The sequence below is a fragment of the Kineococcus sp. R86509 genome (assembly GCF_042466365.1).
GTDB lineage: Bacteria > Actinomycetota > Actinomycetes > Actinomycetales > Kineococcaceae > Kineococcus.
Genome location: NZ_JAXHCE010000001.1, coordinates 2,294,199 through 2,311,229 on the forward strand (window position 1 = coordinate 2,294,199; position 17,031 = coordinate 2,311,229).

Here is a 17,031-nt window from a genome sequence, read left to right on the forward strand (position 1 = left end):
CTCGTCGTCGACGACCACCGCATGGTCCGCTCCGGCGTCCGCGCGGAGCTCTCCTCCGCCGACGACCTCGAGGTCGTCGGCGAGGCGGCCGACGTGAGCGGTGCGGTGGCGGCGGTGCAGCGCCTGCGGCCCGACGTCGTGCTGCTCGACGTGCACCTGCCGTCGGGGCCGGACGAGAACCCCGCGCCCGGAGCGGGGTCCGGTGGGGCGCAGGTGCTCGCGCAGTGCGCGTCGCTGCTCACGGCCGACCCTCCGGTGCGGTTCCTGGCCCTGTCGGTCTCCGACGCCGCCGACGACGTCATCGCCGTGATCCGCCGCGGCGCACGGGGTTACGTCACCAAGGCCATCAGCGGCGAGGAACTCGCCGCGGCGGTCCGCCGGGTCGCCGACGGGGACGCCGTGTTCTCGCCGCGACTGGCGGGTTTCGTCCTCGACGCGTTCGGTTCCGGCGCCGGCGAGGTCGCCGCGGCCGACGACGAGCTCGACCGGTTGTCGGCGCGCGAGCGTGAGGTGATGCGGCTCATCGCCCGCGGCTACGCCTACAAGGAGGTCGCGAAGGAGCTCTTCATCTCGGTGAAGACCGTCGAGACCCACGTGTCCGCGGTGCTGCGCAAGCTGCAGCTGTCCAACCGCAACGAGCTGACCCGCTGGGCCGCCGCCCGCCGCCTCCTCTGACCCTCCCCCTCCTGCCTCCCCCGTCCCGCGGAAACAACACTTTCCGCCCTTCCCGCGGGGCCTCCGGGGGCGGAAAGTGTTGTTTCCGCCCCCGGGACGGGCGTTGTGGGGCGGAGGGTGTCGTTTCCGCGGGAGGGGCGGCGTTGACCGGGAGTGGGGGCTTCCTTAGCATTGGACCGGTCCACCAACGGACTCACGCCCCTCTCGGAAGGACACCGATGTCCCAGCCCCTGCGCTTCGCGCTGATCGGCACCGGCCGCATCGGCCAGGTCCACGCCGCGAGCATCCACCGCAGCGGGGACGCCGTGCTGCAGGTCGCCTGCGACGCCCTCATCGCGGGGGCCGAACGGACCGCGGCGGCGTTCGGCGGCCGGGCCATCTCGGACCCGCTGGCGGCGATCCGCGCCGACGACGTCGACGCCGTGATCATCGCCTCCCCCACCCCGACCCACGTCGACCTGCTCGAGGCCTGCCTCGACGCGGGGCTGCCCGCCCTGTGCGAGAAGCCCATCGACCTCGACCTCGCGCGCGTCGACGCGATCCGCTCGCGCGCCCGGCAGGCGAAGGCCCCCGTGGTCCTCGGGTTCAACCGCCGTTTCGACCCGCACTTCGCGGAACTGCGCCGTCGCGTCCAGGCCGGCGAGATCGGTCGTCTCGAGCACCTGGCCATCACCAGCCGCGACCCGGAACCGCCGCCCGCCGACTACGTGCCCCTGTCCGGTGGGATCTTCCGCGACATGGCCATCCACGACCTGGACATGGCGCGTTCGTTCGTGCCGGACATCGTCTCGGTGACCGCGGTCGGGTTGCGGCAGTTCGACACCGGGATCGCCGGTCACGACGACTTCGACGCCGCCGTGACGACCCTCGTGGGTTCCGGGGGCGAGTCCATCGTCATCACGAACTCCCGGCACAGCGCCTACGGCTACGACCAGCGCCTCGAGGCGTTCGGTCCGGACGGGCTGCTCGAGGTCGGGAACGTGACGCCGACGATCGTGCGTTCCTCGACCGGCGCCTCCAGTTCGACGGGCGAGCCGTACCGCCGGTTCTTCCTGGAACGCTACCGGGAGGCCTACGAACGGGAACTCGCCGCGTTCATCGCCACGGTCCGCGGCGAGACCGTCGCGGGTTCCCCCGGGTTCGAGGACGGCCGCGCGGCGCTCGTGCTGGCCGACGCCTGCGAGGTGTCGGCCCGCGAGGGTCGGACGGTCTCCGTCGACCTGTCCTGACGCGCGTTCCTCGTGGGATCGTTGCCTCCCCGGTGTCGTCCAGCGACACCGGGGAGGCAACGATCCCACCCGCGGCGGCTACTCCTTGAGCACGGAGGGGGTCGAGCCGGTGCTCTGGGCGGGAACCTCGGCGTTCCGCTCGGCGGCCGCCTCGGTCTCCCCCTCGCCCATCGGGGCCGTGCTGGACAGCGGAACCTCGGGGAGGAAGAACGCGATGACGGTGCCGAGGAGGAACATCGGGACCAGCCAGAGGAAGATCGGGACGAGGGAGTCGGCGTAGGCGTTGACGATGCCGTCGGCCACGTCGGCCGGCAGCGACCGGACGAGCGCCGGAGTGAGGCTCGAGGCGCTGTCCGCGGAACCGCTCAGCGCGCCACCGAGACGCTCGGTGAGCCGGCTGGAGAACACCGTGCCCAGGACGGCGGTGCCGACGGTGACTCCGAGTTCGCGGAACAGGTTGTTGGAACTGGTGGCGGTGCCGATCTCCTTCGGGCTGACAGCGTTCTGCACGGCCAGGACGATGATCTGCATGAACAACCCGAGCCCCGCGCCGAGGATGCCGACGTAGACGCAGACCTGCCAGAGCGGGGTGGCGACGGACATCGTCGACATGAGGAACATCGCGACGGCGGCGATGAACGTCCCGGCGATCGGGAACGCCTTGTACCGACCGGTCTTCGTGACGACCACGCCGGACCCGATGCTGGCCACCAGCAGCGCACCGACCATCGGCAGCAGCAGCAGACCCGATTCGGTGGCGTTCACGCCGTAGGCCATCTGCAGGTAGGTGGGCAGGTAGGCCAGGGCGCCCATCATCCCGGCGCCGACGACGAGACCGAGCAGGGTGGTGACGACGAACGTCCGGTTCTTGAAGAACCGCATCGGGATGACCGGCTCGGGGACCTTGTTCTCGACCACCACGAACGCGACCGCCGCGAGGACGGTGGCGACGGCCAGACCGATGATGGTGGCCGAACCCCACGCGTACTGCGTCCCACCCCAGCTCATCGTGAGGACGAGGCCGGTGGAGGCCAGCGCCAGCAGCACCATGCCGACGTAGTCGATCGGGGCGGAGTTGTGCCGCTTCGGCAGTTTGATCGCGAGCGCCGCGACGACGAGGGCGACGATCCCCAGCGGTAGGTTGATCCAGAACACCCAGCGCCAGTCGGCGGCGTCGGTGAGCCACCCGCCCAGCAGTGGGCCGGCGACGGCGGAGACCCCGAACACCGCGCCGATGGGCGCCATGAACTTCGCGCGGTCCTTGGCGGGGACGACGTCGGCGATGATCGTCTGGGACATGATCATCAGCCCGGAGCCACCGAGGCCCTGGAGGAAGCGGAACGCGATGAACTCCGTCATGCTCTGCGAGAACCCGGCGAGCGCCGAGCCGAGCAGGAACAGCGCGATGGCCACGATGAACAGGCGTTTGCGTCCGACGAGGTCGCCGACCTTGCCGTAGATCGGCATCGCGATCGTGATGGCGAGCGTGTAGGCGGTGATGGCCCAGCTCATGTGCTGGAGACCGTCGAGTTCACCGACGATCGTGGGCAGCGCCGTCCCGACGATGGTCTGGTCGAGGGAGGCGAGCAGCATGACGAGCATGAGGCTGGTGAAGATCCAGCCGATGCGAGGTTTCGCCCGGTCGGCGGCCGAGGGCGCGCTCGAGGGCACAGTGGTGGACACGGGTTTCTCCTGCGGGTGCGTGGTGGGGTCAGGACGTGAGGGAGCGCAGCGCGGACCAGGCCGCGCGGGTGGCGGTGACGGGGTCGGGCTGCAGACCGGCGAGCCAGCCCATGCCGCTGACCCGGGCCATCGTGCCCGCGATCGCGGCGAGGACCTGGGCCGTGAACTCGTCGACCCCATCCCGGGTGACGATCGCGTCGGCGAGCGCCTTCTCCCCGGCCGCGACCCGGCCGAGGAGGCCCGGCAGGAGTTCCGGGGAACTCTCGACGAGCCGCATGACCTGGAGGCTGCGTTCGCGGTCGTGCTTCTCCGCGCTGGTCCGGGCGACGAACAGGAGTTCCAGCGCGTCGACGACGGGACCGTCGGAGGAGGTGAACGTCGCGAGGCTCTGCTCGCTCCAGGGAACGGCGTTGCTGAACAGCGCCTCGTCCTTGGTGGCGAAGTAGTTGAAGAAGGTGCGCCGGGAGATCCCTGCGCGGGCGGCGATCTCGTCGACGGTGACCGCGTCCCAGCCGTTGGCGATCGCGAGGTCGAGGGCGGCTTCCGCGATCGACGTGGTGGTCTCGGTGCGGCGGCGTTCGCGGAGGGAGGGCTGGACTGCGGTCACGTCTCCATCTTGCACTCAGTGCAAGGAGTGCGTCAAGTGCAGAAGATTCACTCCGCGCAGACTTCGGCGAACCACTCCGCGTAGCCCGTGTTCTTCGCCAGGTGCCGCGTCAGGTCGGGGGCGTCGTCGTCCCACCAGACGGGACCACGCTCACCCAGTCCCCGCTTCGCCGCCTCCACACGCTCGCGGGCCGCCTCCCGGGCGGCGTCGTCGCCGGACCGCATCGCCGCCCCCTTCGCCCGGCGCGCCGACATCAGCTCCTCGACGAGCTCCTGACGACGTTCCGGCGCCAACGACGGGTCGGAGCAGCGCCACAGCCGGCCCCGGACGACGACGTAGCGACCGTCGGGGGTCGTGAGGGGATCAGTCACCCCCACCACCGCCACCGCCGTCTCCCCCACCACCGTCGGAGGAACCCCCGTCGGAGTGACCCCCGTCGAAGTGACCGCCGTGGTGGCCGTGGCCGTGGTGGCCACCGTCACCGGAGTACCCACCGCCGCCGTCCGTCCCGGAGTCGCCCCCGGCAGCGGACTGCAGGAGCACGGGGACGGCCGTCTCGATGTCCGCCAGGGCCTGCAGCACGTCGGCCGGCAAGGTCCGGGCGGCGGCCAGGACCGCGGCCGCCTCGCCGGGGTCCACGTCGTCCGGCAGCCCGGGGACGGCGCCGAGGCCACCCACGCCCGCGAGCAGCGCCACCAGGCTGACGGTCGACGGGTCGACGGCGGCGGCTGCGCGTCGGACCCCGGCCGCCGTCAACGCGGCCGCGACGGACTCCTGCTGGGGTCCGAGGACCGCCTGCTCGGGCCACCAGCGCACCACCGGGAAGACCAGGAGCCGACGACGACGTTCGGTCACCAGCGCACCGGCCTTCTCCAGCTCGGCCGTCGACTCCGCCCACAGCGGGCGCTCGACGAGCCTGCGGAGGGTGGCGCGGACCGCGCCCGAGGTGAGCGTGACCGCCCCCAGCGCGGCGGCGAGACGGGGCACCGGGTCCCGGCCGGGGAGGACCCGCAGCGCCGTGACGTCGAGGTCGGCCACGACGCGACCGGCGAGGACGAGGTCGGAGAGCAGGGCCCCGGCCAGCACGGCAGCCGCCGGGCGGGCGCTCACCCGGCGGCGACCGTCGGGGTCCAGCAGGAGCAGGGCGGCCCGGTCGGCGATCAGCACGCCACGAGCCTAGGGCGCGACGACGAACGGCCGACCTCCCGAGGGGAGGTCGGCCGTTCGTGACGGGAACTGCGGCGGGAACTCAGTGCACCGGGACGCGGGGGCCGGGGACGACCGGCGGGCGCCGGATCAGCAGCGCCAGCACGAGCGCGACGAGGGAGATGATGCCGCCCCAGAAGAACGCCCCCCGGACCCCGTCGGCCGTGGCGTTCAGCACCGAGGAACCGTCCGCCAGGCTGGCGGCCGACCTCGTCGAGAGGACCGTCACGAACAGGGCGGTCCCGGCGGCGCCGGCCAGCTGCTGGACGGTCCCGACGATCGCGCTGCCGTGGCCGTAGAGCTCCGCGCGCAACGAGCCCAGCGCCGAGGTGAACAGCGGCGTGAACATGAACGCCAGCCCGGCGCTCAGCACCGTGTGGACCAGGACGACCATGCCCGCCGGGGTCCCCGGGTGCAGCGTCGTGAGCAGCCACAGGGCCCCGCTGACCAGGACCGCCCCCGGGATGACCAGCGGCCGCGGACCGAAGCGGTCGAACAACCGCCCGACGACGGTCGAGAGGACGGCCATCACGGCGCCACCGGGCAGCAGCAGCAGACCGGTCTCCAACGATCCCAGCTGCAGGACGGACTGCAGGAAGATCGGGAGCACGATGAGGGTGCCGAACAGGGCCATGAAGCTCGTCGCGAGAACGACGGTCGAGACGGTGAACGACCGGTTCGCGAACACCCGCAGGTCCATCAACGCGTTCGAGGTGCGCTGCAGGCGGAACTGCCGCGCGACGAACGTCGCCAGCGCGACGACCCCGACCGCGACCGGGATCCAGGGCGCGACCGGGACGTGGCCGGTGGCGGACTCCCCGATGCTGGCGAGGCCGTAGATGAGGCCACCGAACCCGATCGCGGACAGCACCAGCGACAGCACGTCGAGGCGGGCGTCGCGCGGAGCGGTGACGTTGCGGACCTTCCAGGCGCCGAGCCCGAGGGCGATCAACGCGATGGGCAGCACGATGATGAACATCCACCGCCAGGACAGCGCGGAGAGGATGACGCCGGAGATCGTCGGCCCGATGGCCGGGGCGACGGAGATGACGACCGAGACCATGCCCATCGTCTTGCCGCGGCCGGCCGCGGGCACGAGGGTCATCACCGTGGTCATGAGCAGCGGCATCATGACCGCCGTCCCGCTGGCCTGGACGATGCGGCCCAGCAGCAGCACCTCGAAACCGGGCGCGACCGCCGCGATCGCCGTGCCGAGGCTGAACAGGCTCATCGCGGCGATGAAGACCTGGCGCAGCCGGAACCGGTCCATGATGAAACCGGTGGCCGGGATGACCACGGCCATGGTCAGCATGAAGCCGGTGGTGAGCCACTGACCGGTGGCGGCGGTGATGTCGAGGTCGGCCATGAGCCGCGGCAGCGCCACACCCATGATCGTCTCGTTGAGGATCACGACGAAGGCGGAGACCAGCAGCAGGGCGATGACGGTGGCGTCGCCCGGCGCGAGCCGGTCCTTCTCGATCGGCGGGGCGGACGCGTCGGTCGCGACCCCGGGCAGGGTCACGTCCTCGTTCGTGGACATGGGTGGGGACTCCTCGTGGTGGTGACAGTCACAACCCTAATGGCAGTGTCTGCCAACTCGACAGTCGTTATCCTCATTCCCGTGACCGACCTGGGGACCGTCGTCCCGGACCTGCGCGAACGCCGCCGACTGGCCACCCAGGCGGAGATCGAGCACGCCGCCCTCGACCTCTTCGCCCGCAACGGCTCCGAGGGCACCACCGTCGACGACATCGCCGCCGCCGCGGGGGTCTCACCGCGCACCTTCTTCCGCTACTTCCCCACCAAGGAGGACGCGGCGCTCGGCGCCAACCGCGCCTTCGACGACGCCCTGGCCGAACGCCTCGAGGCCCGGGTCGACGAGACGTCCTCCCTCGCCGACTTCGAGCGGGCCATCGCCGCCGTCCTCGCCGAGATGGTCGCCGAGGCCGGGTCCGTCGAGCGGATGCTGCGGGTGCGCTGCCTGGTGATGGAGGACGCCGGACTGCGCGGTGCCCTGCTGCGCCTGGACGCCGAGCAGTCACGGGCCTTCTTCCGGCGGATCGCGGACGCGACCGGCTCGGCCACCGTGGACCTGCGGACCCGGATCATCTCCGAGACCCTCGGCGCCGGGCTGCGCGCCGCCCTGGACGACTGGGCCGCGCGGCGCGAGAACGGCGAGGACGCCGACCTGGTGGAGATCTACCGCGCGAGCTGCGCCGCACTGCGGGAGATCACCGCCACCTGACCCCGACCCGACCCGTGATCGTGCAGGGGGTCCCGGCAAGATCACGGGCGGGAGGGGTCAGGCGGTGAGGCCGCTGAGGTCGAACGCCCGCGGCGGACCGGCGAGCAGCTCCTTGGCCTGGACCCCGTACCGGTCGAGGATCTCGAGCTCTCCCGCCTCCAGGCCGTCGAGCGCGAGGTTCACCAGGTCGGCGGGTTCGTTCATCGCGCCGGCCGGCAGGTCCGGCGCGAACTCCGCGGCGAACGCCTTCATCGGCTCGGTGGCGGTCATCCCGGGGACCAGCGCCGAGACCTGGGTGCCCTGTCCGGCGAGTTCCACCCGGATCGCGTTGGTCAGGCCCCACTGCGCGGACTTCGCTGCGGCGTAGGCGGAGTTGCCCTCGACCGTCGCCCACGCCGCGGCGGACAGGACGTTGAGGATCGCCCCGCCGCCGTTGCGGGCGAGGACCGGCGCGAACGCCCGGACCATGGCGAGGGTTCCGTAGTAGTTCGAGTCCATCACCGCGCGGATGGCGTCCATGTCACCCCCGACGAGGTTTCCGCCGGCGGTGAACGCCGCGTTGTTGATGAGGACGTCGACGTCGCCGGCCGCCGCGACGGCCGAGTCGATGGTGGTCTGGTCGAGGGTGTCGACGCGTAGGACGTGCACGCCGGGGATGTCGACGAGTTCGGGGCGGCGGGCCGTGGCGTAGACCTTCGCGCCACGACGCAGCAGCTCGGTCGCGAAGGCGTGGCCGATGCCGCGGTTCGAGCCGGTGACGAGGGCGGTGCTGCCGTGGAGTTCCATGCTTCGACCGTAGGGGCGTCGAGTGCGCTGATCGATGCCTGATCGCCTCGGATCCTTGCCCGTCTGCCTCATCCGGACGGCTACCCTTCCCGGGTGGACCCTCTCAGCGACGTGCTCTCGATCTCCGGCATCTGCGGCACCCTCGGGGCGCGCGTCGAGGCCGGCGGGAACTGGGCGACGGCCTTCGCCGACGTCCCCGACGGCGCCGCCCTGCACATCGTCACCGCCGGCAGTGCCTGGCTGACCGCACCGGAGCGCGACCCCCTGGAACTGTCCGCCGGTGACGTCGTCCTGGTCGGTGCCGGGATCCCGCACACCCTCGGCGACGCGCCGGGAACGCGGGGGTCCCGGTGCGACCGCACGGCGACCGCCCGCGCCACCCTGGCGGGCGAGGTCATCGCCCTGGGCTCGGGCCCGGTCACCACGCGGATCGTCTCCCTCGCCTACGTCTGCGACCGGACGGTCCTCACCCAGGTCCTCACCGGCCTCCCCGACGTCGTGCACGTCGCGGCCACGGCGGGCACCTGTCTGGACGACACCGTCCGCATGCTCGGCAACGAGCTGGCCACGCCGCAGGTCGCGACGACGGCCGTGCTCAACAGCCTGGTCGACATCGTGCTGGTGCAGTTGTTCCGGGCCTGGACGGCGGACCGGCCCGCCGCCTGCGCCGGGACCTGGCTCGCGATGGCGGGCGACCCGGTCGTCGGGCCGGCGGTGGAGGAGCTGCACGCCGACCCGGCCCGGGGGTGGACGACGTCGTCGCTCGCCGCGGCGATCTCGGTGTCCCGGGCGACGCTGGCCCGACGGTTCCCGGCGGTCATCGGCACGACTCCCGCCGCCTACCTCACGACGTGGCGGATGGACCTCGCCGCGGCCCGGCTGCGTCAGACGCTGGACCCGATCGAGGTCATCGCGCCCGCCGTCGGCTACCTCTCGGTGCCCGCGTTCACCCGGGCGTTCACCCGAGCCCACGGCCGGACCCCCGGGCGCTACCGCACGGAGTTCCGGGCGGGCGTGCAACCTCGGGAGCGGGCCGGCGCGTAGGTGTTGGTGAGGGGGTGGTGCTCGCGTGAGCTCCGACAGGACGTTCGACGTGTTCGCCGTCGACGCCATGCCCCGGTTGCGTCGGCCGGCCTACGCCTGGTGCCACGACTGGCACCACAGCGACGACGTCGTGCAGGACACGATGGAACGCGTCTACGCTGCCTGGCCACGGGTCCGACGCGACGGCGAGGAGTACGCCTACGCACGGACCACGTTGATCCACCGGTTGGTCTCGGAGAACCGTCGCGCGTGGCGCCGGCGCGAGTCCTCGGTCCCCGACGAGTCCCTCCCGGTTCCCGTGCTCGCGGACGAGACCGACGGCAGCGCGAGCCGGCTCGACGCCCTCGACCTGCTGGGACGTCTACCCGTCCGGCAACGCGCCGTCGCCGTCCTCCGGTTCCTGGAGGACCTGCCGGTCGCCGAGGTGGCCCACCTCCTCGAGTGCAGCGAGGGCACGGTGAAGAGCCAGGCGCACCACGCGCGGCGGTTCCTCGAACAGCACCTCGTCCCCCCGACGGATGGAGCCCGACGATGAGCGACGACCCGTTGGTCACCAGTCTGCGGACCGCCCTGGAGACCCGTCCCGCCCCACCCAGCACGCTCGACCTGGTGACCGTCAAGCTCCGCGGTCGGCGGCGTCGGCAGCGCAGGCGTGTCCTCACCGTCACGGCCGGACTCGCCGTCGTCCTGGGGTTGGCCGTCCCGGCGGCGATCGTCGACGTCGACTGGCCGTGGACCCGCACTCGGGACAGCACCGCGATCGGCACCTCGGCGGCGGCCGCTCCCGGTCCCGACGAGATCGTGCGCAGGTTCCTGTCCGCCCAGCTGGTGGGAGACAGCGCCCGCGCCTACGACGACTACTGGGTGCCCGGGTACGGCGCCCGGATCGACGTCACGGCCGAGGAACTGCAGGCCACGGACATCGCCGTCGGCGTCCCGGAACCCACGACCAGGCTCGACGGGTGGCAGGAGACGGTGACCGTCGGGGTCTCCTGGACCACCGGCACCGGCCCCTGGGCCGGGTCGTTCGTCGTCGTCCGCGACGACCGCGGCCGGTGGCGGATCGACTCGCTCAGCGGGAACTTCGTCGCGCCCGTCATCACCGTCGCCGCCGAGCCGGAGGAGGGCCGGGACGCCTGGGGGCGCACGGGAGTCGTCGGCCTGGACACCGGGTGCCTCGTGCTGGACGAGGCGCTGCTGGTCTGGCCGACGGGTTCGACCTGGGACGCCGCCGCGCAGCAGGTGGTGCTGGCCGGCGGGACCCGGATCGGGGTCGGTGACCGGGTCGAGGTCTGGGGTCGACCCCTGCCGGACGTCCAGCACGTGCTGGGACCGGACGGGGCGGCTGCCGCGGCCCGCTGCGGGGGCGTCGACGTTCCCGCGGGTTCGGCGGCGGCTCCCGGCACCCGTCCCGTGCTCGAGGTCTCCCGGTGAGGAAGCTCCTCGCGGTGGTCGCGCTGGCGGGCTGCCTCACCGGCTGCTCGACGTCGGAAGGCCGCGCCTGCACCCTGATGGGCGGTTCCTCCGGGGTGGGTTTCGACCTGAGCGGGCTGCCCCTCACCGACCCGACGTCGGTGCGCGCGTGCGTCGGCGAGGTCTGCACCGAGGCGCAGGTCGGGGTGGGGACCGGCTTCGTCGGCGTCGACGACGAGACGCTGACGAAGGAGGGGACGGTCGACGTCAGCCTCCGGGTCGCGGACGCCGTCGGTTCCGTCGTGTTCGACGCCACCGGCACGGCGACGCTGCACCGCGTCGACGTCAACGGGCACGGCTGCGGCCCGATCGTGTACCGGGCGGACGTGGTGGCCGCCGCCGACGGCACCCTCGGCGCCGGGTGACGCTCAGCGGGACGGAGGGCTGCCGCCGAGGGCGAGGCGGTCCACCTCCCGGCGGGACGCGCTCCAGAACTCCACGCCGGGTCGCAGGTCGTCGAAGGCCATCGCGGTCCCCCCGCCGGCGACCCGCGCAGCCGCGAACGCGCCGACCCGTGCGCCCAGCAGTTGCAGGGCCCGGTGGTCATCGACCGCCTGCCGCAGCGCGCGGTGCCGCAACGACTCCACGGGGCGGCCGTCCGCTCCGGGGTAGACGACGAACGCGTCACCCGCGGGGAACGCCCCGCCGGAACTCGGGTCCTGCCACGGGTCGACGGTCCGCGTCGACAGCTGGCTGTTCCAGAAGTTGAAACCCCAGTGCAGGAAACCCGTCGCACCGGAGGCGAAGAGCTGCTGCCCGATGGCGCGGGTGCGCCAGCTCGGCTGGGCGATGAAGCGGTTCGAGACGCCACGGTCCTGGGCGTTGCAGTGGTAGACCCAGAACTCGTCCCCGGCGGCCGCGAACGGTCCGACGGCGTCGGTCGCCACGACGGGGACGTCGACCGCGCCCGCGGTCAGGAACCGCCGGTCGCTGAGGGCGTCGACGACGCGGGCGCCGTCGAGCAGGTTCCCCACCACGGCCCGGGCCGCGGTGTAGTCCGGCAGCGCGTCCGCACCGGGTTCGTCGCTCACGTGCCAGACCGTCCGCAGCTGCGGCCACCGGGTTCCCAGGTGCGCGCGCAGGCGCGGGACCAGCTGACCGAGGAACTCCCGGTAGCTCGGGTCGGTCGCGGGGACGTGCCAGCCGAAGACCTCCCGGGTTCCCGCGTCGGTCCCGGCGGTCACCGACGGGGTCGCCTTCGCGCCCCACTGGGTGAACAGGTGCGGCATCTCCAGCGTCGTGAAACCCCGCCGGATCGCCGTCGCCGCCCAGCGGTCGAGGTTCTCGAACCCGAAGGACCAGCTCCCGTCCCGGAGGGTGACGCGCACCAGCTGCGTCGACGTGCGCCGCCCGCCGGGGGCGGTGTCCAGCGGCGGGGTCCACAGCGGCGTGAGCAACGTGTTGCCCCCCATCGCCCGCAGGGACACGAGGTGGTGGTCCAGGAGTTCCCAGTGCCGTTCCCCGAAGGGCACCACCGCGTAGCGGTCGGCCAGGGCGTCGACGTGCAGCCAGTGGGCGATCGTGACGTCGACGTCCGGCAGCACCGCGGCGTGGACCCGGAGCCCGACCTCGGCGGCGAACAGCTCGACGCCGTCCTCGGTCGACACCACCACCCCGATCGTGCGCGGACCGGCCCGTTCGGGGTCCTCGACGACGACGTCGACCCACCACGCCGACCAGGTGTCGACGGCGGAGACCACGGGTTCTCCGGAACCCAGCGGGTGCAAGGGGTCCGGGTAGAGCCCCGGACTCGTGCGCAGGTAGTGCTCGTCCGCCCCCTCGTAGGCCGCGAGCAGCACCGGGACGAGACCGACCCGGTGCAGGGTCACCCGGGAGCCCGGCCCGGCGTCGACCCGGAGGACGAGCCGCGGCAGGTCGCTGAGGTCCCGGGTGGACGGTGCCCGCCAGGCGACCTGGAAGGACGCCGTCTCCCCCGCGTACACCGTCAAGGGTCCGGACGACAGGAGTTCTCGTGGTCGCTCGTCGGGGAACACCTTGGCGAGGGCGTCGACGAGCAGGAACTCGTGCGCCGCCCGGGTCACCGGTCGTCCTGCGACACCATCGCCGTCAGGGTGTCGAGGTTGTGCTGCTGGTCGTCGCAGAACTCCTCGAGCTGCGGTCCCCCGTGCGGGGCGACGTCCTGCTCCACCACGAGCCATCCCGCGTAGTTCCTGCGCTGCAGGGCCGTCACGACGCCGGGCAGGTCCACGTCGCCCTGACCGAAGACCACGTTCGCGTCCGACCACCACGACCGCAACGGGACGGGCCCCGCGGCCCGCGCCCGGCGCAGGGGCTCGAGGCGGACGTCCTTGAGGTGGACGTGGTCGACGCGGGAACCCCACGCCGTCACCGCCGCCACGGGGTCGGTGCCCGCCAGGAGGGCGTGACCGGTGTCGAGGACGACGGTGAGGTCCGTCGTCGCGAGCAGGCGCTCGACCTCCCACCCCGACTCCACGAAGGTCCCCAGGTGCGGGTGGAACGTCGTCGGCAGGCCGTGGTCGGCGCAGATCGCGGCCGCCTCGGCGAGCACCCGGACCGCTGCCGCCCAGGCGGCGTCGTCCAGTCCGGAGGACCGGTCGGCGGGGTTCCGCGGCGCGTCGAGGCCGGGGGCGCCGTCGTCGGCGAGGACGATCGGCGCCGGGGGTGCGCCGGGGGCGGAACTCCGGTCCACCGTCGCACGCAGGGTGGTGCAGGCGAGCTCGAAACCCGTCCGCGCCTCCCCGCTCCACCGTCCCGCGGCGAGTTCCAGACCGACGTAGACGCCGGCCGGGACGAGCCCGTGCGCCGCGAAGAGGTCGGCGGTCCGGTCGGGGTCCCCGAGGTAGCCCGTCGGGCCGAGTTCACTCCCCCGGTACCCGGCCGCGGCCATGGCGGCCAGCAGGTCGTTCCCGTCCCCGTCGGCCGGGCCGACGTGCGGCCCCCAGACCCCGAAGCTCACCGGGGCACTGGCGATCCACGGGGTCACGGGAGGACCGCCAAGAGCTGCTGCATCGACCGCAGGTCGGCGACCGCGCCCTCGACCCCCGCGTGCGGGTTCGGGGGCGCCCCGCCCACGGTGGCGGCGAAGGACTCGAGCTGGCGCTGGAACGCCCCGTCGGCCGGCAGCACCGGGCGACGTTCACCGTGCGGGGAGACCACGGTGACGGTGGACGTCGCGTCGAGACGGTACGGCGGCGCCACCCCGATCTCGACGTCGCCGGCGGAACCGGTGATGCGGACGGTCTCGCGGTAGTCCGGGCGGTCGGGGGTCCACGCCCAGTCCAGGACGAACCGGGCGCCGTTGTCCAACCTGCCGGTCGCGAACACCGTGGGCGGGGCACCGCCCTCCCAGGCCAACAGGTCGGCGTGGTCGAACGTCGGGAGACCGAAACCCAGGGAGCGCAGCAGCGAGAACTCGTGGACCACGGAACCGCACAGCACCGAGCGGAACAAGCGGCGGACGGCGGGCGCGGCGTCCGCCCCGACGGAGACGTCCAGCGCGCGGTTCTCGGCGGCGTCGTCGGCCGCGATGAGTTCCGCGGCACCGACGGGCAGCGGACCGGGTGGGCTGAGTCGGAGGTGGTCGATCTGGGGGCCGTCGACGGGGTGCCGCACGCTGATCTGGACGAGGCGCACGTCCCCGATCTCCGGCAGGGCCTCCACCGCCGTCGTCACGGCGCGGTCGTGCACCTTCATGTACCCGACCTGCAGCACCAACCCCGTTGCCGCCGCGACCTCCGCGGCCGCCCGGGCCTCGTCGGCGGAGAGGGCGAAGGGTTTCTCGGCGAGCACGTGCTTCCCGGCGCGCAGCGCCGTCACCGCGTGCGCGGCGTGCCGCCCGGGGGTGGCGACGAGGACCGCGTCGACGTCGTCGGCCGCGAACAACCCGGCGGCGTCGAGCGCGCGGGCCCCGTACCGGGTGGCGAGTTCCGCGCTGCGGTCCGGGTCGAGGTCGGCGAGCGCGACGAGTTCGTGCCCGGGCAGGCGGGCGATGAGCGGCAGGTGGACCGCCCGGGCGATGGTGCCGAGTCCGAGGACTCCCCAGCGCAGTGTCACGGGTCTCTCCAGCGGTTCAGAAGGGTCGGGCGAGGACGGCCGGCGGACCGGCGAACAGCGTGCGCAGCGACTCCACGGCCGCCTCGTCCCCCTCGAGGAGACCGGCGTGGTGGGCGCTCAGCGGGTCGAGGTGGCCGGCGTAGACGGAGGCGAGGTCGGCGAGGTCGAGCCGGACCCGGGGGCCCGGCTGCGCGCCCGCCGCCACCCGGGCGGAACCGTCGGCGACGTCGAGGGTCCAGACGTCGGAACCCACGTCCAGCGTCAGCCGGGTCCGCACCCCGCGCGGGTAGCCGCGACCGGCCAGCGCGGCGGGCACGTCGAGCAGACCCAGCATCCAGGTCGCGTCCTCGACGGGTTCGGTCTGGCGGGGCAGGTGGTGCTCCAGCAGGCTGCCCGCCGGGAGCAGGGCGTGGACCTGGCGGGCGCTGGGTTCGTCGGCGACCAGGTCGCGCCAGAGGGCCAGTTCGGTGGCGGGGTCCACGCCCACCAGGTCGAGCACGGTGACGGTGTAGTTCCCGCGTTCGGAGGCTCGCCGTCCGAGCGCGCACCAGCCGACCACCACGTCGTCGCGGACGGCGACGTACTGCACGGCGGACCCGGTGGACGTGTCGTGCTCGAGCACACCGTTGGTGCGGCCCGCGTGCGCCGCCACGAGCGCGGCGACGGCGGGAACGTCGTCGGACGTCGCCCGGCGGTAGGCCGGTGTGTCGGCCGGGCGGGGCAGGGTGCGCAGTTCGTGGGTGTCGATGGCGTAGACCGATCGGCGACCGGCGATCCCGCAGCCGGCCTTCCGGTAGAACCCGTGGGTGGACGGGATGAGCGCCACCAGCGACGCCCCCGCGGCCCGGGCCGCGTCGAAGGTGTCGGTCAGCAGGGCGCGACCGACACCCCGGCCCCGTGCGGTGAGGTCCACCGCGACCCCGCCCAGCGCGATGGCAGGAACCCGGCGCCCGCCCCACCACTGCCCGCAGAGCCGGGCCGTCGAGGTGGCGAGCAACCGGCCGTCGGCCGGGTCCTGCGCGACGCGACGGAGCACCTCCGCGGTTCCCGCCACCTCGGGCCCGGGTCGGGGTGGGTCGGCGGAGAACGCCGCGCCCGCCAGCGCCTCGGCCTCGTCCCGGTCCTCGGGCCGGGCGGCCCGGAGGACGGTGGCGGCCATCAGCGCACCGCGCCCTTGACCGAGTCGGCGACGAACTGCCGGGAGAAGGCGAGGAACACGACGATGAGCGGCACGATCGCCAGCAGGGCCCCGGCCATGACCACGGCGTAGTCGGTGTTCCGGGTGGCGTTCAGCTGCGACAACGCCACCTGCAGCGTCAGCATGTCCGGGTTGATGAGCACGATGAGCGGCCACACGTAGTCGTTCCAGGCCGCGACGAAGGTGTAGATGCCGAGGAACGCCAGGCCGGGCCGGATGACCGGCAGGACGATGAGGACGTACTGGCGGAAGAACCCGCACCCGTCGACGACGGCGGCGTCCAGGATCTCGTCCGGGATCGCCGTGGAGATGTACTGCCGCATCCAGAAGATCCCGAAGGCGTTGGCGGCCGCGGGCACGATGAGCGCCTGCAGGGTCCCGACCCAGCCGATGTGGATCATGGTGATGTACTGCGGCACCGTCGAGAGCTGGGCGGGCACCATGAAGAACGCCAGCATCAGGCCGAACAGGAACTTCTTGGCCGGGAAGTCGTACTTGGCGAAGGCGAACGCCGCCATCGAGTCCAGGAAGAGGACCAGCACCGTGACCGAGACGGCGACGATGGCGGTGTTGGCCATCGAGCCGAAGAAGTTGATGCTCGTCAGGACCGAGGAGACGTTCTCGAGCAGGTGCGTACCCGGAACCACCTTGGGCGGGGTGAGGTAGTAGTCCGCGTTCGTGTTCGTGGCCATGACCACGGTCCAGTAGAACGGGAAGAGCAGCAGCAGCGTCGTCAGGACCAGGGGGAGGTGAGCCCACTTCGCGGAGCTCCTGACCCCCTTGTTCCTGCGGGTGGGGGTGCCGCCGGTGTCCCGACCGCGGGAGGTGAGCGTGTTCTGCGCAACCATCT

Annotated in this window: 18 protein-coding genes; 7 read left to right on the forward strand and 11 right to left on the reverse strand. The window is 72.9% G+C overall.

What is annotated here, in order from left to right; all coding sequences use genetic code 11:
* Positions 1–21 precede the first annotated feature (21 nt).
* Positions 22–675 (forward strand): LuxR C-terminal-related transcriptional regulator, encoded by a 654-nt coding sequence (locus SJY07_RS11045; RefSeq protein ID WP_380162268.1) that lies wholly within the window; start codon positions 22–24, stop codon positions 673–675.
* Between the two features lie 218 nt (positions 676–893).
* On the forward strand, positions 894–1,904 hold the full coding sequence (locus SJY07_RS11050; RefSeq protein ID WP_380159078.1) for a Gfo/Idh/MocA family oxidoreductase: 1,011 nt from the start codon (positions 894–896) through the stop codon (positions 1,902–1,904).
* 78 nt (positions 1,905–1,982) lie between these two features.
* On the opposite strand, the gene SJY07_RS11055 is transcribed toward SJY07_RS11050, so the two are convergent.
* The 5 genes from SJY07_RS11055 to SJY07_RS11075 form a co-directional block, all read right to left on the reverse strand.
* The gene (locus tag SJY07_RS11055; RefSeq protein ID WP_380159080.1) at positions 1,983–3,587 is read right to left on the reverse strand and encodes an MDR family MFS transporter; all 1,605 of its coding nucleotides are present in this window, start codon (positions 3,585–3,587) and stop codon (positions 1,983–1,985) included.
* A 28-nt stretch (positions 3,588–3,615) separates the two neighbouring features.
* Positions 3,616–4,194: a helix-turn-helix domain-containing protein gene (locus tag SJY07_RS11060; protein WP_328294218.1), complete on the reverse strand. Its 579-nt coding sequence runs from the start codon at positions 4,192–4,194 to the stop codon at positions 3,616–3,618.
* Positions 4,195–4,241: 47 nt separating this feature from the next.
* Positions 4,242–4,565, reverse strand: a complete 324-nt coding sequence (locus tag SJY07_RS11065; protein WP_380159083.1) for a hypothetical protein — start codon at positions 4,563–4,565, stop codon at positions 4,242–4,244.
* Positions 4,558–5,361: a GPP34 family phosphoprotein gene (locus SJY07_RS11070; protein ID WP_380159085.1), complete on the reverse strand. Its 804-nt coding sequence runs from the start codon at positions 5,359–5,361 to the stop codon at positions 4,558–4,560. Before SJY07_RS11070 ends, SJY07_RS11065 begins: the two co-directional genes overlap by 8 nt.
* An 82-nt stretch (positions 5,362–5,443) precedes the next feature.
* Positions 5,444–6,940 carry an MDR family MFS transporter gene (locus SJY07_RS11075; protein ID WP_380159087.1) on the reverse strand — a complete coding sequence of 499 codons (1,497 nt, stop codon included), beginning with the start codon at positions 6,938–6,940 and terminating at the stop codon, positions 5,444–5,446.
* Between the two features lie 81 nt (positions 6,941–7,021).
* On the opposite strand from SJY07_RS11075, the gene SJY07_RS11080 reads away from it, so the two are divergent.
* Positions 7,022–7,645 (forward strand): TetR family transcriptional regulator, encoded by a 624-nt coding sequence (locus SJY07_RS11080; RefSeq protein ID WP_380159089.1) that lies wholly within the window; start codon positions 7,022–7,024, stop codon positions 7,643–7,645.
* Between the two features lie 57 nt (positions 7,646–7,702).
* On the opposite strand, the gene SJY07_RS11085 is transcribed toward SJY07_RS11080, so the two are convergent.
* On the reverse strand, positions 7,703–8,431 hold the full coding sequence (locus tag SJY07_RS11085; RefSeq protein ID WP_380159091.1) for an SDR family NAD(P)-dependent oxidoreductase: 729 nt from the start codon (positions 8,429–8,431) through the stop codon (positions 7,703–7,705).
* 93 nt (positions 8,432–8,524) lie between these two features.
* Between SJY07_RS11085 and SJY07_RS11090 the strand changes: the two genes are divergently transcribed.
* The 4 genes from SJY07_RS11090 to SJY07_RS11105 are packed head-to-tail and all read left to right on the forward strand — an operon-like array spanning position 8,525 to position 11,313.
* Positions 8,525–9,475: an AraC family transcriptional regulator gene (locus SJY07_RS11090; RefSeq protein WP_380159093.1), complete on the forward strand. Its 951-nt coding sequence runs from the start codon at positions 8,525–8,527 to the stop codon at positions 9,473–9,475.
* A 25-nt stretch (positions 9,476–9,500) separates the two neighbouring features.
* Positions 9,501–10,010: a sigma-70 family RNA polymerase sigma factor gene (locus SJY07_RS11095; protein WP_380159095.1), complete on the forward strand. Its 510-nt coding sequence runs from the start codon at positions 9,501–9,503 to the stop codon at positions 10,008–10,010.
* A complete protein-coding gene (locus SJY07_RS11100; protein ID WP_380159097.1) occupies positions 10,007–10,909 on the forward strand; it encodes a hypothetical protein in 903 nt (300 codons plus the stop codon). The genes SJY07_RS11095 and SJY07_RS11100 overlap by 4 nt, the downstream gene beginning before the upstream one ends.
* Entirely contained in the window at positions 10,906–11,313 is a 408-nt protein-coding gene (locus SJY07_RS11105; protein ID WP_380159099.1) for a hypothetical protein, read from the forward strand. Before SJY07_RS11100 ends, SJY07_RS11105 begins: the two co-directional genes overlap by 4 nt.
* A 3-nt stretch (positions 11,314–11,316) precedes the next feature.
* Here SJY07_RS11105 and SJY07_RS11110 read toward each other — a convergent pair whose 3' ends face one another.
* The 5 genes from SJY07_RS11110 to SJY07_RS11130 are packed head-to-tail and all read right to left on the reverse strand — an operon-like array spanning position 11,317 to position 17,029.
* Positions 11,317–12,990 carry a glycoside hydrolase domain-containing protein gene (locus tag SJY07_RS11110; RefSeq protein ID WP_380159101.1) on the reverse strand — a complete coding sequence of 558 codons (1,674 nt, stop codon included), beginning with the start codon at positions 12,988–12,990 and terminating at the stop codon, positions 11,317–11,319.
* Complete coding sequence (locus SJY07_RS11115; protein ID WP_380159103.1) at positions 12,987–13,913, reverse strand: TIM barrel protein; 927 nt, start codon at positions 13,911–13,913, stop codon at positions 12,987–12,989. The genes SJY07_RS11110 and SJY07_RS11115 overlap by 4 nt, the downstream gene beginning before the upstream one ends.
* Positions 13,910–14,983 carry a Gfo/Idh/MocA family protein gene (locus tag SJY07_RS11120; RefSeq protein ID WP_380159105.1) on the reverse strand — a complete coding sequence of 358 codons (1,074 nt, stop codon included), beginning with the start codon at positions 14,981–14,983 and terminating at the stop codon, positions 13,910–13,912. The genes SJY07_RS11115 and SJY07_RS11120 overlap by 4 nt, the downstream gene beginning before the upstream one ends.
* A 16-nt stretch (positions 14,984–14,999) precedes the next feature.
* Positions 15,000–16,142, reverse strand: coding sequence for an enhanced intracellular survival protein Eis (eis, locus tag SJY07_RS11125; RefSeq protein ID WP_380159107.1), 1,143 nt, complete (start codon positions 16,140–16,142; stop codon positions 15,000–15,002).
* The gene (locus SJY07_RS11130; RefSeq protein WP_328294204.1) at positions 16,142–17,029 is read right to left on the reverse strand and encodes a carbohydrate ABC transporter permease; all 888 of its coding nucleotides are present in this window, start codon (positions 17,027–17,029) and stop codon (positions 16,142–16,144) included. Before SJY07_RS11130 ends, eis begins: the two co-directional genes overlap by 1 nt.
* Positions 17,030–17,031: the final 2 nt, after the last annotated feature.

What these genes read in the sequence shown, in the direction of transcription:
- SJY07_RS11045 (WP_380162268.1), top strand. Translation starts at nt 22, where the DNA reads ATGGTCCGCTCCGGCGTCCGCGCGGAGCTCTCCTCCGCCGACGACCTC.
- SJY07_RS11050 (WP_380159078.1), top strand. Translation starts at nt 894, where the DNA reads ATGTCCCAGCCCCTGCGCTTCGCGCTGATCGGCACCGGCCGCATCGGC.
- SJY07_RS11075 (WP_380159087.1), bottom strand. Translation starts at nt 6,940, where the DNA reads ATGTCCACGAACGAGGACGTGACCCTGCCCGGGGTCGCGACCGACGCG.
- SJY07_RS11085 (WP_380159091.1), bottom strand. Translation starts at nt 8,431, where the DNA reads ATGGAACTCCACGGCAGCACCGCCCTCGTCACCGGCTCGAACCGCGGC.
- SJY07_RS11100 (WP_380159097.1), top strand. Translation starts at nt 10,007, where the DNA reads ATGAGCGACGACCCGTTGGTCACCAGTCTGCGGACCGCCCTGGAGACC.
- eis (WP_380159107.1), bottom strand. Translation starts at nt 16,142, where the DNA reads ATGGCCGCCACCGTCCTCCGGGCCGCCCGGCCCGAGGACCGGGACGAG.
- SJY07_RS11130 (WP_328294204.1), bottom strand. Translation starts at nt 17,029, where the DNA reads ATGGTTGCGCAGAACACGCTCACCTCCCGCGGTCGGGACACCGGCGGC.